We start from the raw sequence: 24,052 nt of genomic DNA on the forward strand, positions 1-24,052 counted from the left end.
GCAACGTTGGCTGTATGAGCCGTCAGATCGTCGCCACCCAGGCGCGGGCGATGGCCAGGCCGGCGGCATCGGCTTGCGGTCCGTTGCGGGCCATTTCATCGTCGAGCCGGACGGCCCAATCAGGATGGCGTTCGGCGATCAGCGGTGCGAAGGAGGTGCTCCAGTCGCGCACCATCGGACTGTCGGCCTCGAAATGGAACTGGAAGCCGTAGACGGCGCGGCCGATGCGGAACGCCTGGTTCTCGGCGACGGCATTGCCGGCCAGCCGCACGGCAGTCTTAGGCAAGACAAAGGTGTCGTCGTGCCATTCGAAGATCGGGAATTTTGCGGGCAAAGCGGCGAGCACCGGATCGGCCTGCGCCGCCGCGGTGAGCGCGACCTCGTGCCAGCCGAACTCCGACGCGCCGCCGATCTGGTTCTCGCCGCCAAAGGCGCGCGCGACCAACTGGCTGCCGAGGCAGATACCAAGCACCGCGCGATCCCTCTCGGCAAAGTCGCGTGTCAGATCGAGCAGACCCGGAAAATAAGGACAGAGCTCGTCCTCCAGCGCATTCTGGGCGCCGCCGAGCACCACCATGGCGTCATGCCCGCCGCTATCTTGCGGCAGCGCGTCGCCGCGGTAGGGACGGCGCAGGTCGATATCGGCGCCCGCCTCGACAAGGGCCGCGCCGATCTGGCCAAGGCCCTCATTGTCGAAGTTCTGGACAACCAAGACCCGCATCGAAACCTGCTGACATGAAATTGATGCAACGAGCGATATCATGGCACCAGCATTGCCGCCAACAGGGAACGCCTATGCCACTGCAAAACCGGGTCGACCCGTTCGGCGCCATCCATGCCGTGCCGGAGCGCGGCCTGTTCATGGGCAATCGCGGCATCATTCACGACCCCGAGACGAGAACGCTGTTGAAGAAGCGCTGGGCGCTGCAAGCCTGGATCATCTGCGTCTGCGAATTCGGCAACGTGCGGCGCGAGCCGATGGGGCGCAACCGGGCTGGCGGCAAGGCCGGCTGGACCGAGCTGTTTTTCCTCGACGAGGTGACGGCACTTGCCGCCGGCCACCGTCCCTGCTTCTTCTGCCGGCGCGAGCGGGCCAAGGATTTTGTCCGGCGTTTCGGCGACGCCTTCGGCATTGCCGAGCCACGCGCGCCGCAACTCGACAAGCGCCTGCACAAGGAGCGCCTGGCCTCGGGCGGACGAGCGACGAGACTGAAACCGGAAGCGCTTGCGGACTTGCCGGACGGCACGATGATCTCGTCAGGAAACAGGGCGTACGCCCTGTTTGATGGCGCCGCGCTGCCCTGGAGTTTCGGCGGTTATGGCGAACCGGTGGGGTTCGGCGGTTTTACCGCCAGTCCAATCCGCCTGCTCACGCCAGCGACAACTGTTTCGGTGCTGCGGAAAGGCTACGAGCCTGTCTGGCATCCTTCCGCCGAGGCTTGACGCCGAGGGTGACGTTGCCGCATTCCTCGGCGATGCGCGCCAATTACAAGATGCAGCGGCTGTTCGTGCCGGACGGGCTTGGACCGGACATCGAGTTCGACGTCGGCCCGCAGCAGAGCCATTATCTCTCGCACGTGCTGCGGCTCGGCGAAGGCGCCGAAATTCTGGTCTTCAACGGCCGCGACGGCGAATGGTCGGCGGCGATCGCGGCGAAGTCGAAGAAGGCGTTGCGGCTGAAGTTGCTGGCATTGCAGCGGCCGCAGCCGCCGCTGCCCGATCTCGTCTATTGCTTCGCGCCGCTGAAGCAGGGGCGGCTCGACTACCTCGTGCAAAAGGCGGTGGAGATGGGCGCCGGCATCCTGCAGCCGGTCATCACCCAGCATACGCAAGTGACAAAACCCGGCATCGAGCGCCTGCGCGCCAATGTCGTCGAGGCGGCCGAACAATGCGGCATATTGGCGGTGCCGGAGCTGCGCGAAGCGGAAAAATTCGAGCGCCTGCTGGCGGGCTGGGACCGTGAGCGGCGGCTGATCTTCTGCGACGAGGATGCATCGACCAACAGTCCCCTGCCGGCATTGCAGGCGGTGCGGGAGAACAAGCTCGGGCTGCTTGTCGGGCCGGAGGGCGGCTTTTCCGACGAGGAGCGCAGGATGCTGAGAGCGCTGCCTTTCGTTACCGCCATTCCGCTTGGGCCCCGCATCCTGCGGGCGGACACGGCGGCCGTAGCAGCACTGGCGCTGATCCAGGCGACAATCGGGGATTGGTGATCAATTCCAGTCACCCGCTGGCTCAGGATTTTTCGCTTGATCGGCTACTGACATTTCGTCCATCTAGCGCCGGCAGTGGCCGCGCGTCCTTTCGGGCGCGCAAAGGACGCTGTAGCATATTGATTGGGCACATGATCCTTTCCGAAAATCGAAGCCGGTTTTCGGGGCCATGTGCGGAGGGCTATTATGGCGCGCGATACTACCGATTTCCGGCCGATCGAAGGCGTCGACGAACTCGTCGAGCACCTGGCCGAAGGCAACAAGCCGCGCGACAAATGGCGCATCGGCACGGAGCACGAGAAATTCCCGTTCTATGTCGACGGCAATGCGCCGGTGCCCTATGGCGGCGAGCGCGGCATCCGCGCCATCCTCGAAGGCATGCAGGACAAACTCGGCTGGGACCCGATCATGGATGCCGGCCGCATCATCGGCCTGGTCGAGCCGACCGGCCAGGGCGCGATCTCGCTGGAGCCCGGCGGCCAGTTCGAGCTGTCCGGCGCGCCGCTGGAGACGATCCACCAGACCTGCCGCGAAGGCAATGCGCATCTGGCGCAGGTGCGCGAGATCGCCGAACCGATGGGCATTCGTTTTCTCGGCCTTGGCGGCAGCCCGAAATGGTCGCTGGCCGAGACGCCGAAAATGCCGAAATCGCGCTACGAGATCATGACCCGCTACATGCCCAAAGTCGGCACCAAGGGCCTCGACATGATGTACCGGACCTGCACGATCCAGGTGAACCTCGACTTCGAGAGCGAAGCCGACATGCGCCGCAAAATGCAGGTGTCGCTGAAGCTGCAGCCGCTGTCGACGGCGCTGTTTGCCAACTCGCCCTTCACCGAAAGCCGGCCGAACGGCTTGCAGAGCTGGCGCGGCGAGATCTGGCGCGACACCGACAATCAGCGCTCCGGCCTGCTCGAATTCTGCTTCTCGCCCGATTTCGGCTTTGCCGATTATGTCGAATGGGCGCTCGACGTGCCGATGTATTTCGTCATCCGCGACGGCCAGTACCATGACATGACGCACATCACCTTCCGCCAGTTCATGGCGGGTGCTGCCCGCAACGAACTGCCGGACGGGCTGCCGACGATGGGCGACTGGGCGAACCATCTGTCGACGCTGTTCCCGGACGTGCGGCTGAAGCGCTTTCTCGAAATGCGCGGCGCCGATGGCGGGCCGTGGCGGCGCATCTGCGCGCTGCCGGCCTTCTGGGTCGGGCTGCTCTATGATGCGGCTGCGCTCGACGCGGCCGAGGCGCTGACCTCGAGCTGGAGCTACGACGAAGTGCTGGCAATGCGCAACGCAGTGCCGGAACAGGGCATTTCGGCGCCCTTCCGCAACACGACATTGCGCGAGATCGCCCGCGACGTGCTCGTCATCTCGCGCATGGGACTGAAGAACCGCGACCGCAAGAACCGCGACGGCTACGACGAGACGTCGTTCCTCAACACGCTGGACGAGGTCGTCGCGCGTGGCACCACCAGCGCCGAAGAGATGCTCTCGGCCTACCACACACGCTGGGGCGGCTCGATCGAGCCGGTGTTCATGGAATACGCGTATTAACGCTTCGCTATCCGCTTGGCCGATGGTCCGGCAAATTCGCTTCAATCAGTGATGGAAACGAACTAGGCTTCTCCAACGAGGATTTTCCCGGAGGAGAAAACAATGCCTTCATTGTTCGATATTCTGGCACAGGCCCAGAACGGCAACGGCATGCAGGCGCTGGCCCAGCAGTTCGGGCTTTCGCAGCAGCAGACGCAGGCGGCGGTCGCGGCGCTGCTGCCGGCCTTTTCGCAGGGGCTGAAGCGCAACACGGCGGACCCTTATGGGCTCGGCTCCTTCATGACGGCGATGGCAAGCGGCCAGCACGCCAAATATTTTGAGGATGCAAGCCGGGCCTTCTCGCCGCAGGGCCTCGATGAAGGCAACGGCATTCTCGGCCATTTGTTCGGCTCGAAGGACCTGTCGCGGGCCGTCGCCAACCAGGCCGCGCAGGCGAGCGGCGTCAGCCAGCAGGTGTTGCAGCAGATGCTGCCGGCAATCGCCTCGATGATGATGGGCGGGCTGTTCAAGCAGACCACCAACCAGTTAGGCGGGCAGATACATGCGGCAGGCGGTGGCGGCAATCCGCTTGGCGAGCTCATCGAGCAGATGATGCGGCAGGCGGGCGGCGGCGGCCAGGCGCCGGCCCCTCAGCCTGCAGGCCCCACGGATAACCCGCTCGGCAAGGTGCTGCAGGATATGTTCGGCGGGCAGCAGCCGCAACAGACGCAGAGCCCTTACGGCGACAACCCGCTGGGCAAGGTGCTGCAGGATATGTTCGGCGGCGGTGCACCACAGCCGCAGCAGCCGCAGAACCAACCCCAGCAAACACAGAACCCTTATGGTGACAATCCGCTCGGCAAAGTACTGCAGGACATGTTCGGCGGTGGCGCACCGCAGTCTCAGCCGCGTCAGGCGCCGCAGCAACCCCAGGCGCCGCAGCCGCAGGCCAATCCGAGCGGCAGGCCGAGAAATCCGTTTGACGACCTGTTCGGCAAGATGTTCGAGACAGGCGCCCAGCAGCGCGACGACTACCAGAAAGGCATGGAGTCGATCTTCGACCAGTTCAAGCAGGGCATGGGCCGGCGCTAGACCAGACACCGGCAACCAATCATCAGTGCCGCCCAAAAAAGAAAGCCCGGTCCTGGGAGGACCGGGCAGCGCGCAGGCTGGCCGGGGGGATCCGGCAGGGAGTGGGGAGCCTGCGTAACTTAGTGGCGTCGTGCCTCAAAAAGGTTCAACGCGCCCGAACGGCGAAACCACGCGATCACACGACCTTGCAGGCAATATCCTCGATCGTTTCGGCGCGCTCGACCGCGATGACGCGAAGCCTTTCTGTCGGATCGCGGCCAAAGGGTACACCGACAGCGACGTGCAGGTCGGCGCGGGTCAGGCCGATGTCGGCGAGTTCGGCATCCGACATCTCGCCGAGGCGATAAAAGGCGCGGCGGTTTCTCCAGGCGCGGTAAACATTGGCAGCGGCATTGGCCACGCGCGTCGCAACGGCCGGACGCGAGGTGATGCGCGAGGTCTCGGTAGCGAAATCAAACGTAGCCATGTCGGTCTCCTTCACATTCGAACGGGCGAAACCGGTCGATCGGGCGCTGGCGACAGCGGCCGTTCCGGCTTCGATTCACATGCCTTCATGTGGACAATCGGAATTTGCCATGGCCCGATTGATTAATCCAACGAATGTTTCTAATCTTTAGCATCAGCATCAATGATGGATTAGGCCAATGAAAGCGCCGCTCGATCTCGATCAGTTGCAGACCTTCATCTCGATTGTCGACACCGGCAGCTTTACCCGCGCGGCGGAAGCGGTGCATCGGACCCAGTCTGCGGTGTCGATGCAGATGCGGCGGCTGGAGGAACGGATCGGCAAGCCGCTGTTCGAAAAAGACGGCCGCACCAACAGGCTGACCGAGGAAGGCGACAGACTGCTCTCCTACGCAAGGCGGCTGCTCTATCTCAACAAGGAAACACTGGCCGCCTTCGACGACCGCCGGCTCGAAGGCACCATCCGCATCGGCACGCCGGACGATTATGCCGATCGCTTCCTGCCAGAGATCATGGCGCGGTTTGCCCGTTCCAACCCGCATGTCGAACTGACCGTTATCTGCGAACCGACGCCGGGACTGGTCGAACACATCAAGCGCGGCAATCTCGACCTGGCGCTGGTGACGCACAACGACGCGCGTGGCCAGTCGGAAGTGGTGCGGCGCGAACCGCTGCTGTGGGTTACCTCGGCCAACCATGCGACGCATGAGCAGCCGATCCTGCCGATGGCCTTCGGCCGGCCGAACTGCATCTGGCGGCGGGCCGCCGCCGACGTGCTCGATCAGCAGAGCCGCGACTATCGCATCCTGTTCACCAGCTTCTCTGCCACCGTCATCGCAGCCGCGGTGCTTTCCGGTCTGGCGATCTCGGTGCTGCCGGAATGCGCCCTGCGGCCCGGCATGCGGGTGCTGGGCGAGGCCGACGGTTTCGGCGCCCTGCCCGATTGCCGCATCGGCATCATGCGCGGTCAGACCTCGCGGCCGGAGATCGTCGACGCGCTTGCGCGCCACATTTCGGAGAGCCTCGACAATATTTCCGTGCCACTCGGCGAGGAGACCGGCACGTTCGATTTCGCCGCCCTCGCCTTCGCCAAGATGAAGCGGACCAAGCCGAACCAGATTCTGCCGGGCTGGTGATCGCGCGATTGGGGCGGACATCGAACACGGCCGCCTTGACGCCGGCCAGCAATCGTCCCCCAATCGGCCGATGAGCGACGCAGCATCCGAATCACGCACCAACGCCACCGAATATACGGTGAGCGAAATTTCCGGCGCGCTGAAGCGTACGGTCGAGGACGTCTTCGGCAATGTACGGGTGCGCGGCGAGATTTCCGGCTATCGCGGACCGCATTCCTCCGGCCATGCCTATTTCTGCCTGAAGGACGATCGCGCGCGGCTCGACGCCGTGGTGTGGAAGACCACGATGAGCCGGCTGAAATTCCGTCCAGAGGAAGGCATGGAGGTGATCGCCACCGGCCGGCTCACCACCTATCCCGGAAAGTCGAACTACCAGATCGTTATCGACAATCTCGAGCCGGCCGGTGCCGGTGCGCTGATGGCGCTGCTGGACGAGCGCAAGCGCCGGCTGCAGGCCGAAGGCCTGTTCGACGCGTCGCGCAAGCGGCGTCTGCCGTTCATGCCCTGCGTCATCGGCGTCGTCACCTCGCCGACAGGCGCCGTCATCCGCGACATCATCCACCGCATCAAGGATCGGTTTCCACTGCACGTGCTCGTCTGGCCGGTGCGGGTGCAGGGCGAGACGGCGGGTGCGGAAGTGACGGCTGCCGTCAACGGCTTCAACGCACTGCCATGGGACGGCGCCATCGCGCGGCCCGATCTGTTGATCGTGGCGCGCGGCGGCGGCAGCCTGGAGGACCTGTGGGGGTTCAACGACGAAGCGCTTGCCCGGGCCGTCGCCGCTTCGGGCATTCCGGTGATTTCTGCGGTCGGCCACGAGACCGACTGGACATTGATCGATCTGGCGGCGGATGTGCGGGCGCCGACGCCGACAGGCGCCGCCGAGATCGCCGTGCCGGTCAAGGTCGACCTCGAAGCGACGCTTGCCGGCCTTGGCGCGCGGTTGAAGACCGCACTGTCCCGCAATTTCGAACGCAAGCGGCAGGCGGCACGCGCGGCCGCCCGGGCGCTGCCCTCGCCCGACCAGTTGCTGGCGCTGCCGCGGCGGCGCTTCGACGAGGCGACGAGCCGGCTCGGCCGGGCGCTGTCGGTCAGCGTCGAGCGCAAGCGAGCCAGGCTTCTGGGGCAGCGGCTGACGCCGGCGACTTTGTCGCGGCGCATGAACGAAGCCCGCACGCTGACCCGTCGCGACCTCGCCCGTGCGCAAGCGGCGTTCTTCGCCATCGTGCGCGAGCGTCGAGCGCGGTTTTCACGCACGGCGACCAGACTGTCACCGGCGCCGATCGCAAGACGGCAGAAACTGCAAGGCGATGCACTGCTGGCACTGACGCGGCGGCAGGACCAGGCAATTTCGCGGCGGCTGGACCGTCTGCGTGGAAAACTGACGCAGGCAGACCGGCTGCTGGCGACGCTCTCGCACAAGGCCGTGCTGGCGCGAGGCTTCGCGCTGGTCAAGGATGCGGACGGCGCGGTGGTCAAGCATGCGGCGGAAGTGGCGTCGGGAATGGCGCTTTCGCTGGAGTTCGCCGACGGCACCGCCGATGCAGTCGCCATCAGTGGCACGGCGCGGCCGAAGACGGTTGCCAAGCCCGCGGCCAAGCTCAAGGCGCCGGGCGGCCAAGGTTCGCTTTTCTGAGGAAAAAATGACCGACCCGCATCTCGCGACGCCCTCGGGCAAACTGCGCGCCCGCGCCTTCGCGATCCCATTCGATGGCACGCCAGGCCGCTTCAATGCCATCACCGATGTGCCCGGCGTGACGGTCGGCTATACCACGCTGATCTCAGGGGACGGGCCGCTCGTCGTCGGCAAGGGTCCGGTACGCACCGGCGTGACCGCGATCCTGCCATGGCCCAGAGACGAGTTGGCCGTCCCTGCGTTTGCCGGCGTGTTCAGCGCCAATGGCAATGGCGAACTGACCGGCTCACATCTGATAGAGGAGCTCGGAGCGTTCAATCTTCCCATCACCATCACCAACACGCATTCCTGCGGCGTCAGCCGCGACGCAACGTTGCGCTGGATGCAGACGGTGCTGCCGCAATCGCTCGACAGCGCCTGGGCGCTGCCGGTGGCGGGCGAGACTTACGACGGCTTCCTGAACGATATCAACGGCCACCATGTGAGCTTCGAGCACGTGTTTTCCGCGCTCGAAACGGCTGAAAGCGGGCCGATCGAAGAGGGCAGCGTCGGCGGCGGCACAGGCATGATCACCTTCGGCTTCAAGGCAGGGTCCGGCACATCCTCGCGCAGCGTCGACTGGAATGGAGAGCGTTTCACGATCGGCTGCTTCGTTCAGTCGAATTTCGGTGCACGGCGAAACCTCGTGATCCGTGGCATCAGAGCCGGAGCGGAACTCGCCGAACCGGCGATCCGGGACAACACGCCGCGAGCGGAAAAGAGCTCGATCATCGCGATCGTCGCCACCGATGCGCCATTCATGCCGCATCAGTTGAAAAGACTGGCGAAACGCGTGCCGCTCGGCGTGGCGCTGATCGGCGGCTATGGATACAATTCGTCCGGCGATATCTTTCTGGCCTTCAGCACGGCCAATCCCGACGCGGCGCGCGGCGCGGCCGGCAAGCTGGTCAGCGCCGGCTATATACCGGATGCCGACATCAACCCGTTCTTCGACGCCGTCATTCAGAGCGTGGAGGAAGCCATCCTCAACGCACTGGTCGCCAATGACGACATGACCGGGCGCGACGGCAATTTCGTGCCGGCGTTGCCGAAAACATGGCTTAAGGAGAGATTTGGCAAAGCTGCGCGGCGATAAGACCGCGCAACTGCATCAGACAGGCAATGTTGCCCGGCAAGTTTTGCCGGAGGCGGTCCGTCAGCCGGCAGGCTTGTTGGAATTCCGCTCGTCCTGATCGGCCTCGGCCGCCTCTTCGAGCCTTGAAGCAATGAGCTCCTGAATGTCGCCGACCTCTTCCTGGATATCCTCCAGGGGTATGCCGGCTTCGGCAGCCTTGGCCGCACATTCCCTGGCGAGGGTCTCGGCCTGCTTCTCGATTCTGGCTGGCGAGGGCTGGCAGTGGACTTTTTCGCCAATCCACCCGCGCAAGAACTCGATCGCGTGTTCACTCATACTGCTGTTTCCCTAGCGGCTATGCCGGTTGGTATTCATAAACGTCGGCATCTTCGAAAAGATGCGTGCTGCCATTCGAGCCGAGTCGGCTTCGCCCGGCAAGCCGAACTTGTCCGAGGTCCACAGAGCTGAAGGGAATGGAGGGTTCAAGGAGCACGTTCTAGTTCTTGAGGACTGATTCTCTCGACGAAACTCGTTCGACCCGCGCTATTGTTTCTATTTGCTTTTTTTCGGTTTTCAAGCCGTTTTAGATCACAATAGATGTCGCAATGACTAGCACATTTACCGCGCTCTCGCCGGCACCATGTAAGAGGCGAGCCGTCAAAGCCGCCGCTATATAGTGACAACCATTTGCAATGTCGACTCTGCCGGCGATCCTGCTTCTTTCCGCCGCGCTTGCTGGGACATATGTGGTGTGGCGAGGCTTGCGGTGCAAACTGCCGAGCGCCTCATGCAAGGCGTGCAATAGCGTCTTGTGGAACCCTGAAGTGCTTGTCCAGGTTGGCTCTCTACCGCTGGCGGTAAAGGATCATGCCGGCATGATAGAGGACGCCTTCGACGAACTCACCATCCGCGGTGAAGCCCGTATCGTCCCAGTATTCTATGTGGCTGCCCTGCACTTCATAGCGTCCCCGATAGGCGCTCTCGCGGTCACCGCGCGCTTCGTCATAACGGCCGTTCGGCAGGAGTTCGTGCCTGATATGGCGATCCTCGGTGACCCACATTCCGACATAGGGATGATCTTGGTGCGTCATTGGTTCCTCCGCAAGGATTGGAGTTGCAGGAAGGGTCAGGCCGGTTGGAGCTACAGCAACGGCAATATCCGTAAGCACTGCGGCCAAAGTGGATCGCATCAATGCGCCGCCTTCGTCGGACGCACGACGATCTCGTTGACGTCGACATCGTCGGGCTGTTCGATTGCGTAGCGCACTGCCCTGGCGATGGCATCGGGTTGCAGGGCAATAGCACGCCAGGTTTTCATGGCGGCGGCGGCGGCTTCGTCGGAGATCGTGTTCGCCAGCTCGCTTTCCACCACGCCAGGATGAATGCAGGTTACGCGGATATCGTCACTCTCCTGGCGGAGCCCATCGGAAATCGCGCGGACAGCGTATTTCGTTGCGCAATAGACGGCAGCCGTGGGCGAGACGGCCAGTGCGCCAATGGAACCGATATTGATGATGTGACCGGAGCCGCGTGCCGTCATCTCGGGCAGAACCGCCGCGACGCCGTACAGAACACCCTTGATGTTGACGTCCACCATCAGCTCCCACTCGTCGACCTTCATGGCCCGCATTGTTGACGATGACATCGACCTGGCCCCATTCGGCCCGGGCGGCATCGGCGAATGCTGCGACATCCGCCCTCCTGGTGACGTCGAGCGCTCGCACGCGAACCGTTCCACCAGCTGCCTCGATTTCGGCCGCAAGCGCTTCAAGGCGGTCGGTGCGGCGTGCGCCGAGCATCAGCTTCGCACCTGCCACGCCAAGCTCGCGGGCAATGCCAGCACCGATGCCGCTGGAGGCACCGGTGATCAGAACAACTCTGTTCATGGTCATCGAGATGATCCTTTTGGTTCTGTGATTATTTTCACGATGTGAAGGGATGGCGTGCGGTGCGTCAGCCTTATTTGGGGTCACTGGGCGGTGTAGCCGCCATCGACCAGAAGCAAGGCCCCGGTGATGAAGCTGGATGCCGGCGAGGCAAGAAAGGCGATGGCCTCGGCAACTTCTTGCGGCTGGCCGATCCGGCCGATTGGATGCGCGCTGCCGAAGCTGCGCAGCATCTCCCGGCCATTCTCCACCACACCTTCCATGATGTCGGTTTCGATCACGCCAGGGGCAACGGCGTTGCAGCGAATGCCCATGCGCCCGTATTCGATCGCGATCACCTTGGTCAGCTGTGCGACAGCCGCCTTGGAGGAGGCATAGGCCGCCTGCGTCTCGAAGGCCGCGACGGCCGAGATCGACGAGACATTGACGATCGCGCCGCTACCGCCGGCAGCCATCAATTCCACTGCGGCACGGGCAGTGACGAAGCTGCCGCGCGCGTTGATCTGCAGAATGCGGTCATAGTCGTCGACCGAGGTCTCAGTCAGTCGTTTGTTGAGCGTGCGACCGGCATTGTTCACGACGATGTCAAGTCGTCCGAAGCGCTTCGCGGCGAGTTCGACCGAGCGTCTGGCCAGGTCCTCGTCGGCGACATCGCCGACCAGCGTTGCCACATCCTCGGCTTCCAATTCGCGTACGCTGTCGCTGAGATCGCTTGCCACGATCCGGGCGCCCCGCGCCCGCAGCAGTTCCGCCGCGCAGCGGCCGATGCCGCGTGCCGCGCCGGTCACGAGGGCGACTTTTCCATCCAGGTCCCAGGAGGAAGGGAGTGATGTCATGGGATATCTCCTTGTCGGTCGGCTTCGGCTTGGATCGGGAGGATCAAGCCTTCTTGCCGTTGCGACAGAGATAGAGCCGTGGCATTGTCGCGATAACCCGCCCGCCGTTAACCTCGATGGTAAGTTTGACTAACCAATGGATATCGATCTCAATGCAATTGCCGTCTTCGTCGCGGTGGCCGAGGAACGCAATTTTCGTGCTGCGGCAGGCCGGCTGGGCGTGACGCGCTCGGCGGTCAGCCAGAGCATCCTCAGGCTTGAACAGCGCCTTGGCATCGCATTGCTGCAGCGCACGACACGCAGCGTCAACCTGACCGAAGCGGGCGAGCGCCTGCTGGCGAGCGTCGCACCGGCGATCGCCGACGTGAACGCGGCAATCGAAGCCACCACGGAGTTGCTGGACCGCCCGCGCGGCCGCCTGCGGATCGCGGTTTCGTCTATCGCAGAGGCCTTTCTGTCAGGACCGTTGCTGGCGTCCTTTGCAGAAAGGTTTCCCGAGGTGCATCTGGATATTGTGGTCACCGACGAGGAATTCGACATCGTTGCCGAAGGCTATGATGCGGGAGTGAGGCTCGGCGAAGTGATCGAGCAGGACATGATTGCCGTGCCGGTATCGGGCGATCAGCGGCAGATGGCCGTCTGCGCCCCGCGCTATCTCGAAAAGTTCGGAGCACCCGCCCATCCGCGCGAGCTTGTGGCACATCGCTGTATCGGCTGGCGGCCGGCGCCGGGAGTTTCGCCCTATCGGTGGGAGTTCGGCGAGGACGGGCGCGAGTTCGACGTGGCGGTTGCGCCCGAGATCACTACCAACGACATGTGGCTGATGATCCGGCTGGCCGTTGCAGGCGCCGGAATCACGTTCGGCATGGCCGATACATTCCGCCCCTGGCTCGACCGCGGCGAGCTCGTGCCAATCCTGGACGGCTATTTTCCGCCGTTTGCGGGTTTCTATCTCTATTTCCCAAGCCGACGGAATATCGCGCCGAAGCTGAGAGCCCTCGTGGATCACCTGCGCGGCGCGCGTCAGGCGCGGGACCGTGGGTGAGCGCTACGGGATCGTAGTGAACGCTCGGCGCTATTGGTCAGAAACCTGGCTGAAAGCTGAATGGTACCGTTGGCTGGGATCGAACCAGCGACCTCCGGATCCACAATCCGGCGCTCTAACCATCTGAGCTACAACGGCACGCTTGCCCGAGCGAGATCCAGACGGAACGTTCATTCTCCGGGACCCGCTCTGTCGTTCGGCGATGCGTCCATACGGGCTATCGGAGTTTAATTCAAGGCTTTTGGCAAAGCAAAAGATCGCTCCGGCATCGCGTCATTTTTCGCCGGACAAAGAAAAGGCCGGCGGGAGGAGGTGCCGGCCTTTCCTGTTACGAGCCAGCGGGAGGAGGTGCTGGCTGGTCACCCCGGTGAGCAGAGGGAGGAGGTTCCACCCGCCGGGTATTCGTTTGAAACAATTATATCGCACATCTATTTGTCTGACGAAATGCGACCTTTTGATGCATCGTCAAACTGTGCGCAAATATTAGGCGATCTTGATTTCTTTCACGGCCTTTTCGAAGGCGGTCTTGATCGGCTTGGATACGTCCTCGGCCGCCTTGACAGCAACCGCCTGGAAGTCCTTGGCCTGCTCGACGGTCAATTCGACCTGTTTGCGCACGAATGCTGTCTGCAGCTCGACGACTTCCGACAGCGACTTGGCGCCGATCAGGGCTTCGAAATGCGAGAAGCCGGCTTCGGCATTGGCACGCAAGGCGGCGATGGTCTTGAGCGACAGGTCGCTGGAAACGGTCTTGGCGGTCTCATAGGTCGACTCCAGCGCCTTCTGGGTCTCCTCGGCGCCGGTCTTCAGCTTTGCATAGGCCTCTTTCGACTGCTCGACGCCCTTTTCGGCGAAGGCGCGGATCTGGTCGGTGGCCTTGGAAGCGTCGAAGCTCGGGAATTCAACGTTTTCAATCGTTTCAGCAGTCTTGGTCCTGGACATTTTCCATCCTTTTCAGCGGCAGCGGCTTTGACAAAATGCCGTCTCGTTCATCTATCATGGCAATATAAAGGCAAATTTTGTGCATTGCAACATGTTTGTTGCATCGCACCATAAAATATTTGGTTCGCGGCGTTAACCACGCGCCTAGAGATTCCGCTGGTTGCACGCTATGACTTGTGGACCTTCGCGCCGTCGGCTTTTATTAACAAAGCGTTAACCGCAAATTGCCCGCTCTGTGAGGGTCGCCAAGCGCATGCCGGCTGAAAACTACTCCTTCCTCGATGTCGCCGTGCTCGACGCCGTCCGCCTGGGCTTCGCCGCAGGCGACGCGATCGCTATTCTGTCGGCAGATCTCGAGCAGGTGATCTGGGCCAACGGCCCCGGCGCAGCGGTATTCGGCTATCCCGACATCGGCGCGATCATCGGCGCCTCGGCAGGTTTGCCGCTGATCGCCAGGCGCCAGATCATGGCAACCAGCGGTTTTCCGCAGATCGGCCGCGACCGTGCCATCACGGTCCGGCTGGCGACTGGCCTGACCAGCCGCGCGGTCGGCTTCCTGGCCAGCGCAGTGACCATGCCCGATGGCGAGGAAGCAATCATGCTGGCGCTGCCGGCGGCGCAGACCGGCTCGCGCAGCGCGGCCGAGATCGCCGACCGCGCCATCGGTGGCTTTACGGAAGACGGCCACTACATCGCCTTTGTCGATGCCAAGGGCAATATCGACGCCGCATCGGACGGCTTTTCGGCGCTCGGCATCCGGCCTGAGACGCTGGCCGCACTTGTCGCCGACGTGGCGAACGAGAGCGACCGCATCGTCAAGCGCCTGGTTCCGGGTGGGTCCAGCTCCTATCCCGCGGGCCTTGCCCGGCTGACGGAAGAGCGGCACCTGCTGGTGGTGATCGACGAGGACCGGCTTGACGGCGAGGCCCCCGATGGCGAGCGCGCCGGCGGGGAAACCGAGGGGGCAGCGGCACCGAGCGGTGGCGATCTTCCCCAGCCAACGAACCAGGACAACGAGCAGCCAATCACCAGCACCGGCGCGGCGGAGATCGACCTTGCAGCGATGGAAGGAACCTCGGCATCGGCGGAGCACGAACCTGCCGACGCGGCCGGCGATCACCGCACGGCTAGCGAAACGCCGACGCAGCATGACCATTGGTACTTCAATGCCGGCGACGACACGCAGATCTCGCCCGGGGCAGCTGTGTCCGGCAAAGTCGAGACCCCAGCCAGCCCGGATACTTCGCCGGAAAGCGCCGCAAAAGCCACCAAAGCCGCCTCGCCGGCCGAACACCGCGCTTCGGCGATCGATCGCACCGCCGCGCCCATGCGTTTCGTCTGGCGTACCGACGCGGAGGGCCATTTCAGCGCCCTGTCGCCGGAATTTGCCGAGCTCGTCGGCAAGCCTGCAGCCGACGTGATCGGACGTCGCTTCGAGGATGTTTCGGCCGCCTATGGCCTCGATGCTTCTGGCGAGATTGCCGGCCTGCTCGAACGGCGCGACACCTGGTCCGGCCGCTCCGTGCTGTGGCCGGTCGCCGGCACCGATCTGAAGATACCCGTCGATCTGGCGGCGCTCCCGGTTTACAGCCGCAGCCGGGTTTTCGAAGGTTTTCGCGGTTTCGGCGTGGCCAGGAGCGGCGATGCGGTGGTCGATCCGGATGCCGTCGGCATGGCCCTTGTCGCCGAGGAGAAACCTGCCGCGACCATCGGGCCGAAAGCCGTCGAACCTCTCCCCGAGACACCTAAACCCGCCGATCCGTTCAGGGGCGAAGTGCCGGCATTGACCATCGTGCCAAAACCCGAGCGGCGCTTTGCCGACAAGGTGATCCGGCTGGCCGAGCACCGGCAGCCGGCCAACGACAAGGGCCTGTCGACGCTGGAACGCAGCGCGTTTCGCGAGATTGGCGAGCGTCTCAAGAGGGACAGCACCCCGGCCGAAGAACAGCCCAGCGCCGGAAAGCAGAAGCCGGTTGAGAAAGTCGAGGCAGCCGGCAAGGCCGACGAGCCAAAGCTGAAAGAAGCCGGGCTGGCGGACAAGGGTGAGATGCCGGCGCAAGGTCCGGAAAGCGGGGCGGCTGCCGCCGAACCGCCCGAGGCCGATGCCGAAGACCAGAAGGATCTCGCCCGGCTCGACGGCGAGCAGCCCGATGAGGCGGAAGCAGAGGCGCAAGCCGGCGAACCCGTCACACGCCCTGTTTCCGGATCGCTGCTCGACTATGCCGACCGCGAACCCAGCGACGAAGCGCAGGAAGGCATTGAGCCCAGCACGAACCGTCGAACGATCGTCGCCGAAGCGCCGCGGGATGGCGACGACGACAGCATGACGGCCGAAGATTTCCGTGACGCCGAGGACAGCGAGGATTGGTCCGAGGACAGCGCAGCCGCAGCCGACGTTGCCGGCCAGGTGCCGCCCATCGCGCGGCTGCAGGCACCACCGCTCAAACTCGACGGCTTCGTGCCGTCGGCGTTTGCCGGAGAGGACAACAAGGGGCCGGATACCTCGATCCTCGGCAAGCTGCCAGTGCCGGTGCTTATCCATTCCGGCGACCAGCTGCATTACGCGAACGACGAATTCCTCGGCTTGACCGGCTATGCGACGCTCAATGCCCTGGACGAGGCCGGCGGGCTCGGCGCGCTGTTTGCCGACCCTTATGCCGACGACGGCAGTTCCGACGGCGGCGACCGCGCTCTGCGGCTGAAGACGCGCGACGGTCAGGAATTTCCGATCGACGCGATTTTGCGCTCCGTGCCCTGGGGTAACGGCAAGGCGCTGATGCTGGTCGTACGCCGTTCCGGCGACGACGAAGCAGCAGCCATTCCGCATGGCGCCGCCGAAGACCAAACGCAGCCGGATGTTTCCGAGCTCAAGGCACGCATTGCCGAAATGCGCACCATCATCGACACCGCCACCGACGGCGTCGTGCTGATCGGCCGTAACGGAACGATCCGTTCAATTAGCCGTCCGGCGGAAGCGCTGTTCGGCTTCGACAGCGACGAGGTGACCGGCAAACCGTTCGTCTCGCTGTTTGCGATCGAAAGCCAGCGCGCGGCGCGTGACTATCTCGAGGGGTTGTCGGAGCCCGGCGTTGCAAGCGTGATGAACGATGGCCGCGAGGTGATCGGGCGCGAGGCGCAGGGGCGTTTCATTCCGCTGTTCATGACCATCGGCAGGCTGCCCAACGACAGCGGCTTCTGTGCGGTGGTGCGCGATATCACCCAGTGGAAGCGGGCCGAAGAGGACTTGACCCAGGCGCGCGCGGTCGCCGAACGCGCCTCGTCGCAGAAGACCGATTTTCTGGCCCGCATCAGCCACGAGATCCGCACGCCGCTCAACGCCATAATCGGCTTTTCCGAGCTGATGGTCGACGAGAAATTCGGGCCGGTGGCCAATGACCGCTATCGCGACTATCTGCGCGACATCAACCGTTCGGGCAACCACGTGCTCGATCTGGTCAACGACCTGCTCGACATTTCGAAAATCGAGGCCGGCCAGCAGGAGATGGCCTATGAGGCGGTGTCGCTTAACGACACGCTGGCCGAAACCGTGGCGATGATGCAGCCGCAAGCCAACCGGGAACGCGTCATCATCCGCTCCAGCTTCGCCTCGCGGCTGCCGGAAGTGGTGGCCGATCTGCGCAGCGTGCGGCAGATCGCGCTCAACATCCTGTCGAACGCCGTCCGCTACACGCAGGCTGGCGGCCAGGTGATCGTGTCGACGGCTTACGAGCTCTCCGGCGATGTCGTCATGCGCGTGCGCGATACCGGCATCGGCATGAGCCAGTCCGAGATCGAGCAGGCGCTGAAGCCGTTCAAGCAGATCAATGCGCTGAAGCGCGGCCGTGGCGACGGCACGGGTCTTGGGCTGCCGCTGACCAAGGCGATGGTCGAAGCGAACCGGGCCCGGTTCACCATCAACTCGACGCCCGGCGAGGGAACCCTGGTCGAAGTCGCCTTTCCCTCGACCCGCGTGCTCGCCGGTTAGCTATGGTTGCGCAAAGAAAAAAGGCGTCCAACAGGACGCCTTGAGAAATTGGAATTGCTGTCACAACGGGGCTTGAGCGAATCAGATCCTCTCGGGGCTAAGAGGAACGGGATTTCTCCCTCAAGTTACGCACGACTATTGATGCCGGGCCTTAACAAATCCTTACCGGCACGCCGGAAAATTTACCAATGTGTACCACTCATGAAATCTAGGTAAATTCCGAAGAGATAATTTGTTAACTATACCTGACCTCAAAACGGCTCCCACCTTGGATCCCAGGGTCAGTCGGCAAGCTGCGGCAGGTTGCGGAACAGCTCGAGCGCTTCGGGATTGGCGAGCGCTTCCTTGTTCTTGATGGCGCGGCCGTGCACCATGTCGCGTACCGCGAGCTCGGTGATCTTGCCCGATTTGGTTCGCGGAATATCGCTGACGGCGACGATCTTGGCCGGCACGTGGCGCGGGCTCGCCCCGGTGCGGATTTTCGCGCGGATGCGCTTTTCCAGCTCGGCATCGAGCTCAACGCCGGCCGCCAGCCGCACGAACAGCACGACACGCACGTCATTGTCGAAATCCTGGCCGATGCACAGCGCTTCGAGGATTTCCGGCATCTGCTCGACCTGATTGTAGATCTCCGCCGTGCCGATCCTGACACCGCCCGGATTGAGCGTGGCGTCGGAACGGCCATGGATGATCAGGCCACCATGGACGGTCCATTCGGCGAAATCGCCGTGGCACCAGACATCGTCGAAACGTTCGAAATAGGCGGCCTTGTATTTCCTGCCGTCAGGGTCGTTCCAGAAGCCGATCGGCATCGCCGGAAACGTCTTGGTGCAGACGAGCTCGCCCTTCTCCTGGCGGAGCGGGCGGCCGTCATCGTCCCAGACATCGACGGCAAGGCCGAGCCCGGGCCCTTGGATCTCGCCGGTCCATACCGGTTCGATCGGCACGCCGAGCACGAAGCAGGAGACGATATCGGTGCCGCCGGAAATCGAAGCCAGATGCACGTCCTTCTTGATGCCTTCATAGACGAAGCGGAAATCTTCCGGCGATAGCGGCGAGCCGGTCGATGAGATGGTGCGCACGCTGGAAAGATCATGCGTGCGGATCGGCTTCAGGCCGGCCTTGCGCACGGAATCGATGAATTTGGCCGAGGTGCCGAAATAGGTCATCTTTTCGGCATCGGCGAAGTCGAACAGCGCATTGCCGTCCGGGTAGAACGGCGAGCCGTCGTAGAGCAGCAAGGTGGTGCCCGATGCCAAGCCCGACACCAGCCAGTTCCACATCATCCAGCCGCAGGTGGTGAAGTAGAAGAAGCGGTCGCCGTCGAGCAGGCCGGCATGCAGCCGTTCTTCCTTGACGTGCTGGATCAGCGTTCCGCCGGCCGAATGGACAATGCATTTGGGAATGCCGGTCGTGCCCGATGAAAACAGGATGTACAGCGGATGCGAAAACGGCAGCCTTTCGTAGGCGACAGGCCTTGCGGCAAAGGGTGACAGCGCCTCTTCCAGCGCAGCCGCCTTGCCGATGGTCGCGGCGACGTCGAGCGAGGTGCCGAGATAGTCGACAATGAGGACTTTGCGGACGGTGGCGAGCTTGCCCGCCACGGCCGCGATCTTGTCGGCGACTTCGATCGCCTTGCCATTGTACCAGTAGCCGTCCGGCGCGATGAACACGACAGGCTCGATCTGGCCGAACCGGTCGAGAACCCCCTGCTCGCCGAAATCTGGGGAGCAGGACGACCAGACCGCGCCGATCGAGGCGGCCGCCAGCATCGCAGCAACGGTCTCCGGCATGTTGGGCATCATCGCGGCGATGCGGTCGCCCTTCTTCACCTTGAGCGACAGGAAAAGCCGCTGCAGCCGCGAGGTCAGCGCATGCAGCTCGTTCCAGGACAGCCGCCGCTCGACCTTGTCCTCGCCGCGAAAGACGATTGCGTCGCCAAGCCCGGTTTTCTTGAGGAGATTCTCGGCGAAATTCAGCTTTGCCTCAGGAAAGAAGGTCGCGCCGGGCATCTTGTTGCCATCGACCAGCACGCGTTCGCCCTTGTCGCCGACGATGCCACAAAAGTCCCAGACCAGGCTCCAGAAGGTCTCGCGATCATCGATCGACCAGCGATGCAGGTCGGCATAGGAGGAGAAAACCTTGCCGGCCATGTTCGCCGCGGTGTTCATGAAGGCGGTCATCGGCGCTGCGTCGATCTGCTCTTGCGTCGGGATCCAGAGCGGTGCGTCGTCAGCCATCATTGTTCCTCCTTAAAGCACGTCACGTTTGAAGAGATTCACGCGACGCGCTTTAAACTTTTGTCTTTATGCATGTCGTTTATCCCAAAACCGCTGCGCACTTTGGGCGACATGCATTGGCATCGCTTATGCATATCGCGATGCAGCAGAGCAAGATTTTGTTGGACCGCGCCGGTCAGGGTGTGCGCAAATGCCATCGCCGGGCCATAAAGACTTGAAATGCGTCAGCCGTCGGTTACACCCGCCGGGCGATTTTGTCGGAATGGAAGCATACGGGGCGATATGCCATCACCTTTGATCCGACGCGGAATATGGGCGATCGGCGCAGCCGTCATCGTCATCGCGCTGGTTGTCGCAGCCTTGCCGTTGATCGCCTCGACCCGCATCGTACGCGACCGTATCGCGTGGGAAATGAGCGCGTGGAGCGGTTTCCGGGTCACCATCGACGGCGCGCCGCGTATCGAGGTCTGGCCGAATTTCCGGGCGATCCTGAGCGACGTGACGCTGTCGCAATGGACAGAGACGGATGCGCCGCCCGTGGTCGAGGCCGAACGGGTCGAGGTCGACCTCTCAGCGATGGCGGCGCTGCGTGGCGATGTGATGTTTTCGACGGCGCGGCTGGTACGACCGACGATCCGGGTTCAGCGTACCGCGAGCGGGTTTTTCCTGCCTGCGATTCCCAGCGGCGGGCGCATTACGCGTTCGATCGATGCTGCCCGCGCGGTGATCAACACAAATCCCGCCAAGCCGGATCTCGGCAAGCTGCCGACAGATCCGTTCGGCACAGTCGAGTTCAGGGACGGCCGCGTAGTGGCTGCCATCGGCGGCAAGGACCAGGAGATATTGAGCAGCCTGAGCGGCCAGGCGAACTGGGCCGCGATGAACAGCAATGCGACGCTGTCGGCGACCGGGATATGGCGCGGCGAAAGTGTTGCCATCGACGCCGCATCGCCGAACCCGCTCGTGCTGTTTGGTGGCGGCACAGCACCGGCTACATTTTCCTTCAAGGCGGCACCGGCCAGTTTTTCGTTCGACGGCCGCGCCAGCATGTCGGAGAACGGCTATTTCGACGGCCAGGCAAAATTCGCCGCACCTTCGCTCCGACGCGTGCTCGAATGGTCGCAGGCCGGCATCGCGCCCGGTGCCGCAATCGGCTCGATCTCGGTTTCAAGCAAGATCACGGCGACGGCCGGGCGCGTCAAATTTGAAAACACGGCCCTGACCCTCGACAACAACCCGGGAATGGGTGCGCTGGACTTCACCTATGGTGAGGCACTGCCGGTGATCTCCGGCACACTTGCCTTCGATACGCTCGACCTCAGATCATTTCTCTCCGCCTTTACGCCGGTACCATCCGCCGGCGGCACCGGCCCGGGCGAAATCGACACAAGCTTCGCCGACCGGATCAATCTCGATCTCAGGCTGTCGGCGGCGCATGCCACCGCCGGCGCCATCCAGCTTGCCGACGTCGCTGCCACTGCCCAGGTCAAGAACGGCCTTGCCGCCTTCGACATCTCGGATGCATCCGCCTTTGGCGGCAACGTCCAGAGCAGCGTCCGTTTCGACCGCAAGCCCGCCGGCACGGAAGTCGAGATCCGGCTGCTTGCTTCCGATATCGACGGCGGCGCTTTCGGCACCGCGGCCGGGATGACGCGGCTGGTGCCGATCGGCACTGGAACCGTTTCGGTCATCCTCAAGGGGCCTGGCAGAACCTGGGACTCGATTTTCGAAAACGCCAATGGCTCGCTGTCCGCGACGTTCGGCGCGGGTGCGCTGAGCCGGCTTAACCTGCCGGCGTTCCTCAAGCACACCGAACAGGGCGGATTCTTCGCGCTGGACGACGTCTCGGACGGAACGCTGCCGATCGACGGGGCCGAGCTCAAGGCGAGCATTTCGAACGGCGTGGCGCGTATCGACAAGGCCGAGGTGAATTCCGCGCAATACAAGATCTGGCTTTCCGGCATCGCATCCTATGCCGGACGCGGGCTGGCGCTGTCCGGCGGCATCGTCCAGCCGAGCCAGGCTGCCACGCAGACGAATGGCCAGCCGCCCAAGCAGTCGTCGTTCTTCGTCGGCGGCACGTGGAGCACGCCGTTCATCTCGCCGATAAGCCGCGGCGTTTCGGGAGAGTAGCGAGCCTTCAACCTCGCTGCGCGGCCTGCTCGTCGCGCTGGCGCTGCACCTCGCGGCGTTTGTTGGCGAGCGAAGCGATGATCACGCCAACTGCGACGACCGCGATCAAGATGGTGCAGGCTGCGTTGATTTCCGGCGTCACGCCAAGGCGGACCTGGCTGTAGATCTTCATCGGCAGCGTCGTGGCGCCGGGTCCCGAGGTGAAGCTGGCAATAACCAAATCATCGAGCGACAGCGTGAAGGCCAGCATCCAGCCGGAGACGATAGCCGGCATGATAACCGGCAGCGTGATCTGGAAGAAGGTCTTCACCGGTGGCGCACCGAGATCCATCGCGGCCTCTTCCAGCGAACGATCGAAAGTGATCAGGCGCGACTGAACCACCACCGCCACGAAGCACATGGTAAGCGTGGTGTGGGCAAGCGTCACCGTCAGAAAGCCGCGGTCGAGGCCGACGGCGACGAAGAGCAGCAATAGCGACAGGCCGGTGATGACTTCCGGCATGACCAGCGGCGCAAACACCATGCCCGAAAACAGCAGCCGGCCGCGAAAGCGCGTGTAGCGTGTCAAGGTGAGCGCCGCCAGCGTGCCGAGCACGGTCGCCACCGTGGCCGAGATGACGCCGACGCGGGCCGTCACCCAGGTGGCGTCCATCAGACCCCGATTGTGGAACAGCGACACATACCATTTCGTCGAAAAGCCGCCCCAGACGGTGACCAGCTTCGACTCGTTGAAAGAGAACACAACGAGCAGGACGATCGGCAGGTAAAGAAAGGCAAAGCCGAGCACGATCGAAGTGATGTTGAAGCGGCTCCAGGTCGCATTCATTGGTCCTGCTCCTGGGCGCGCGCCTGGGCTCGCTGGAAGAGCATGATCGGCACGATCAGCAGCAGCAGCAAGATGACGGCAACCGCGGACGACACTGGCCAGTCGCGGTTGGCGAAGAACTCGTTCCACAGCGTCCTGCCGATCATCAGCGTCTGCGAGCCGCCGAGCAGGTCGGGGATGACGAACTCGCCGACGGCAGGAATGAACACCAGGAGGCAGCCGGCGATGACGCCGGGCAGCGACAGCGGAAAGGTGATCTTCCAGAAGGCGCTGGTCGGCGGGCAGCCGAGATCCTTGGCCGCCTCGATCAGAGAATGGTCCATTTTCTCCAAGGACGAATAGAGCGGCAGCACCATGAACGGCAGATAGGAGTAAACGATGCCGATGAAGATCGCCGTATAGGTGTTGAGGATGATCAGCGGCTGGCTGATGATGCCGGTGGCGAGCAGCAGCTGGTTGAGCAGGCCCTCGGGCTTGAGGATGCCAATCCAGGCGTAGACACGGATCAGGAACGAGGTCCAGAACGGCAGGATCACCAGCATCAGCAAGGTCGGGCGAATCGTCGCCGGAGCGCGTGCCATGCCATAGGCAATGGGATAGCCGACCAGCAATGTCAGGACCGTCGAGATGGCGGCGACGATGACGCTCGTCACATAGGCATTGAAGTAAAGCGCATCCTGCGTCAGCCAGGTATAGTTGTCGAAATTGAGCGCGCCGAATTCCGAGATAAACCCGGAAATGCCGCCGCGGAAATCGAGCACCGGCGTGTAGGGCGGCATGGCGATCGCAGTCTGCGACAGCGAAATCTTGAAGACGATGATGAAAGGGACGAGAAAGAAGAACAGCAGCCAGAGGTAGGGGACGATGATGACGAGCCGGCTAACGAAGGCCGCTCCCAGCCTGACCAAGGCGGATTTGCCGGCAGCGCTTGCCGGAGAGCTTGTTGCGGCGGTGACAGCGGACATGA

At 63.3% G+C, this 24,052-nt stretch carries 19 protein-coding genes, 1 tRNA gene and 1 pseudogene; 10 read left to right on the forward strand and 11 right to left on the reverse strand.

Annotation, left to right across the window (positions count from 1 at the left end; all coding sequences use genetic code 11):
• Positions 1-22: 22 nt before the first annotated feature.
• Positions 23-721 carry a type 1 glutamine amidotransferase gene (locus tag NKI25_RS24330; protein ID WP_352624699.1) on the reverse strand — a complete coding sequence of 233 codons (699 nt, stop codon included), beginning with the start codon at positions 719-721 and terminating at the stop codon, positions 23-25.
• 74 nt (positions 722-795) lie between these two features.
• Here NKI25_RS24330 and NKI25_RS24335 point away from each other — a divergent pair, with 74 nt between their 5' ends.
• The 4 genes from NKI25_RS24335 (at position 796) to NKI25_RS24350 (ending at position 4,841) form a co-directional block, all read left to right on the forward strand.
• The gene (locus tag NKI25_RS24335; protein WP_352999627.1) at positions 796-1,443 is read left to right on the forward strand and encodes a hypothetical protein; all 648 of its coding nucleotides are present in this window, start codon (positions 796-798) and stop codon (positions 1,441-1,443) included.
• Positions 1,444-1,475: 32 nt separating this feature from the next.
• Positions 1,476-2,210, forward strand: coding sequence for a 16S rRNA (uracil(1498)-N(3))-methyltransferase (locus NKI25_RS24340; RefSeq protein ID WP_352634749.1), 735 nt, complete (start codon positions 1,476-1,478; stop codon positions 2,208-2,210).
• A 186-nt stretch (positions 2,211-2,396) separates the two neighbouring features.
• Positions 2,397-3,770, forward strand: a complete 1,374-nt coding sequence (locus NKI25_RS24345; RefSeq protein WP_352634637.1) for a glutamate--cysteine ligase — start codon at positions 2,397-2,399, stop codon at positions 3,768-3,770.
• Between the two features lie 102 nt (positions 3,771-3,872).
• Positions 3,873-4,841, forward strand: a complete 969-nt coding sequence (locus NKI25_RS24350) for a DUF937 domain-containing protein (protein WP_352691086.1) — start codon at positions 3,873-3,875, stop codon at positions 4,839-4,841.
• Positions 4,842-5,016: 175 nt separating this feature from the next.
• On the opposite strand, the gene NKI25_RS24355 is transcribed toward NKI25_RS24350, so the two are convergent.
• Positions 5,017-5,307 carry a DUF1127 domain-containing protein gene (locus NKI25_RS24355; RefSeq protein WP_031213160.1) on the reverse strand — a complete coding sequence of 97 codons (291 nt, stop codon included), beginning with the start codon at positions 5,305-5,307 and terminating at the stop codon, positions 5,017-5,019.
• A gap of 178 nt (positions 5,308-5,485) precedes the next feature.
• On the opposite strand from NKI25_RS24355, the gene NKI25_RS24360 reads away from it, so the two are divergent.
• From NKI25_RS24360 to NKI25_RS24370, 3 genes are all read left to right on the forward strand, one after another.
• Positions 5,486-6,442, forward strand: a complete 957-nt coding sequence (locus tag NKI25_RS24360) for a LysR substrate-binding domain-containing protein (protein ID WP_023680469.1) — start codon at positions 5,486-5,488, stop codon at positions 6,440-6,442.
• 70 nt (positions 6,443-6,512) lie between these two features.
• Complete coding sequence (xseA, locus tag NKI25_RS24365; protein WP_352634642.1) at positions 6,513-8,078, forward strand: exodeoxyribonuclease VII large subunit; 1,566 nt, start codon at positions 6,513-6,515, stop codon at positions 8,076-8,078.
• A gap of 7 nt (positions 8,079-8,085) precedes the next feature.
• Entirely contained in the window at positions 8,086-9,213 is a 1,128-nt protein-coding gene (locus tag NKI25_RS24370) for a DmpA family aminopeptidase (RefSeq protein ID WP_352634644.1), read from the forward strand.
• Positions 9,214-9,273: 60 nt separating this feature from the next.
• On the opposite strand, the gene NKI25_RS24375 is transcribed toward NKI25_RS24370, so the two are convergent.
• The 4 genes and pseudogenes from NKI25_RS24375 to NKI25_RS24390 form a co-directional block, all read right to left on the reverse strand.
• Positions 9,274-9,528: a DUF768 domain-containing protein gene (locus NKI25_RS24375; protein WP_023677464.1), complete on the reverse strand. Its 255-nt coding sequence runs from the start codon at positions 9,526-9,528 to the stop codon at positions 9,274-9,276.
• Positions 9,529-10,037: 509 nt separating this feature from the next.
• Positions 10,038-10,382, reverse strand: coding sequence for an Atu4866 domain-containing protein (locus NKI25_RS24380; RefSeq protein WP_352634646.1), 345 nt, complete (start codon positions 10,380-10,382; stop codon positions 10,038-10,040).
• Positions 10,382-11,084 (reverse strand): annotated as a pseudogene (locus NKI25_RS24385) (SDR family oxidoreductase). Before NKI25_RS24385 ends, NKI25_RS24380 begins: the two are co-directional and overlap by 1 nt.
• Before the next feature lie 77 nt (positions 11,085-11,161).
• Positions 11,162-11,914, reverse strand: coding sequence for an SDR family NAD(P)-dependent oxidoreductase (locus NKI25_RS24390; RefSeq protein ID WP_352999630.1), 753 nt, complete (start codon positions 11,912-11,914; stop codon positions 11,162-11,164).
• Positions 11,915-12,050: 136 nt separating this feature from the next.
• On the opposite strand from NKI25_RS24390, the gene NKI25_RS24395 reads away from it, so the two are divergent.
• On the forward strand, positions 12,051-12,959 hold the full coding sequence (locus NKI25_RS24395) for a LysR family transcriptional regulator (RefSeq protein WP_352634650.1): 909 nt from the start codon (positions 12,051-12,053) through the stop codon (positions 12,957-12,959).
• 61 nt (positions 12,960-13,020) lie between these two features.
• On the opposite strand, the gene NKI25_RS24400 is transcribed toward NKI25_RS24395, so the two are convergent.
• Positions 13,021-13,097 (reverse strand) — tRNA-His (locus NKI25_RS24400).
• Between the two features lie 345 nt (positions 13,098-13,442).
• On the reverse strand, positions 13,443-13,901 hold the full coding sequence (locus NKI25_RS24405) for a phasin (RefSeq protein WP_023677458.1): 459 nt from the start codon (positions 13,899-13,901) through the stop codon (positions 13,443-13,445).
• Between the two features lie 253 nt (positions 13,902-14,154).
• Between NKI25_RS24405 and NKI25_RS24410 the strand changes: the two genes are divergently transcribed.
• Positions 14,155-17,886 (forward strand): PAS domain S-box protein, encoded by a 3,732-nt coding sequence (locus tag NKI25_RS24410; protein ID WP_352829343.1) that lies wholly within the window; start codon positions 14,155-14,157, stop codon positions 17,884-17,886.
• 281 nt (positions 17,887-18,167) lie between these two features.
• Here the strand turns inward: NKI25_RS24410 and NKI25_RS24415 are convergent, their stop codons facing one another.
• Positions 18,168-20,126 (reverse strand): acetoacetate--CoA ligase, encoded by a 1,959-nt coding sequence (locus tag NKI25_RS24415; protein WP_352634654.1) that lies wholly within the window; start codon positions 20,124-20,126, stop codon positions 18,168-18,170.
• A 282-nt stretch (positions 20,127-20,408) separates the two neighbouring features.
• On the opposite strand from NKI25_RS24415, the gene NKI25_RS24420 reads away from it, so the two are divergent.
• Positions 20,409-22,259: an AsmA family protein gene (locus NKI25_RS24420; RefSeq protein WP_352457085.1), complete on the forward strand. Its 1,851-nt coding sequence runs from the start codon at positions 20,409-20,411 to the stop codon at positions 22,257-22,259.
• 7 nt (positions 22,260-22,266) lie between these two features.
• Here the strand turns inward: NKI25_RS24420 and NKI25_RS24425 are convergent, their stop codons facing one another.
• On the reverse strand, positions 22,267-23,085 hold the full coding sequence (locus tag NKI25_RS24425; protein WP_352577544.1) for an ABC transporter permease: 819 nt from the start codon (positions 23,083-23,085) through the stop codon (positions 22,267-22,269).
• Positions 23,082-24,050 (reverse strand): ABC transporter permease subunit, encoded by a 969-nt coding sequence (locus NKI25_RS24430; RefSeq protein WP_352829345.1) that lies wholly within the window; start codon positions 24,048-24,050, stop codon positions 23,082-23,084. The genes NKI25_RS24425 and NKI25_RS24430 overlap by 4 nt, the downstream gene beginning before the upstream one ends.
• Positions 24,051-24,052 lie beyond the last annotated feature (2 nt).

Origin of the sequence: Mesorhizobium sp. M0808 (assembly GCF_040320025.1) — a bacterium.
Taxonomy (GTDB): domain Bacteria; phylum Pseudomonadota; class Alphaproteobacteria; order Rhizobiales; family Rhizobiaceae; genus Mesorhizobium.

Excerpts from the sequence above, each read along its gene's own strand:
- NKI25_RS24415 (WP_352634654.1), bottom strand. The coding sequence starts at position 20,126 with ATGGCTGACGACGCACCGCTCTGGATCCCGACGCAAGAGCAGATCGAC.
- NKI25_RS24355 (WP_031213160.1), bottom strand. The coding sequence starts at position 5,307 with ATGGCTACGTTTGATTTCGCTACCGAGACCTCGCGCATCACCTCGCGT.
- NKI25_RS24395 (WP_352634650.1), top strand. The coding sequence starts at position 12,051 with ATGGATATCGATCTCAATGCAATTGCCGTCTTCGTCGCGGTGGCCGAG.
- NKI25_RS24345 (WP_352634637.1), top strand. The coding sequence starts at position 2,397 with ATGGCGCGCGATACTACCGATTTCCGGCCGATCGAAGGCGTCGACGAA.
- NKI25_RS24375 (WP_023677464.1), bottom strand. The coding sequence starts at position 9,528 with ATGAGTGAACACGCGATCGAGTTCTTGCGCGGGTGGATTGGCGAAAAA.
- NKI25_RS24410 (WP_352829343.1), top strand. The coding sequence starts at position 14,155 with ATGCCGGCTGAAAACTACTCCTTCCTCGATGTCGCCGTGCTCGACGCC.
- NKI25_RS24405 (WP_023677458.1), bottom strand. The coding sequence starts at position 13,901 with ATGTCCAGGACCAAGACTGCTGAAACGATTGAAAACGTTGAATTCCCG.
- NKI25_RS24370 (WP_352634644.1), top strand. The coding sequence starts at position 8,086 with ATGACCGACCCGCATCTCGCGACGCCCTCGGGCAAACTGCGCGCCCGC.
- NKI25_RS24390 (WP_352999630.1), bottom strand. The coding sequence starts at position 11,914 with ATGACATCACTCCCTTCCTCCTGGGACCTGGATGGAAAAGTCGCCCTC.
- NKI25_RS24420 (WP_352457085.1), top strand. The coding sequence starts at position 20,409 with ATGCCATCACCTTTGATCCGACGCGGAATATGGGCGATCGGCGCAGCC.
- NKI25_RS24430 (WP_352829345.1), bottom strand. The coding sequence starts at position 24,050 with ATGTCCGCTGTCACCGCCGCAACAAGCTCTCCGGCAAGCGCTGCCGGC.
- NKI25_RS24360 (WP_023680469.1), top strand. The coding sequence starts at position 5,486 with ATGAAAGCGCCGCTCGATCTCGATCAGTTGCAGACCTTCATCTCGATT.
- NKI25_RS24380 (WP_352634646.1), bottom strand. The coding sequence starts at position 10,382 with ATGCGATCCACTTTGGCCGCAGTGCTTACGGATATTGCCGTTGCTGTA.
- NKI25_RS24425 (WP_352577544.1), bottom strand. The coding sequence starts at position 23,085 with ATGAATGCGACCTGGAGCCGCTTCAACATCACTTCGATCGTGCTCGGC.
- NKI25_RS24335 (WP_352999627.1), top strand. The coding sequence starts at position 796 with ATGCCACTGCAAAACCGGGTCGACCCGTTCGGCGCCATCCATGCCGTG.
- xseA (WP_352634642.1), top strand. The coding sequence starts at position 6,513 with ATGAGCGACGCAGCATCCGAATCACGCACCAACGCCACCGAATATACG.
- NKI25_RS24330 (WP_352624699.1), bottom strand. The coding sequence starts at position 721 with ATGCGGGTCTTGGTTGTCCAGAACTTCGACAATGAGGGCCTTGGCCAG.
- NKI25_RS24350 (WP_352691086.1), top strand. The coding sequence starts at position 3,873 with ATGCCTTCATTGTTCGATATTCTGGCACAGGCCCAGAACGGCAACGGC.
- NKI25_RS24340 (WP_352634749.1), top strand. The coding sequence starts at position 1,476 with ATGCGCGCCAATTACAAGATGCAGCGGCTGTTCGTGCCGGACGGGCTT.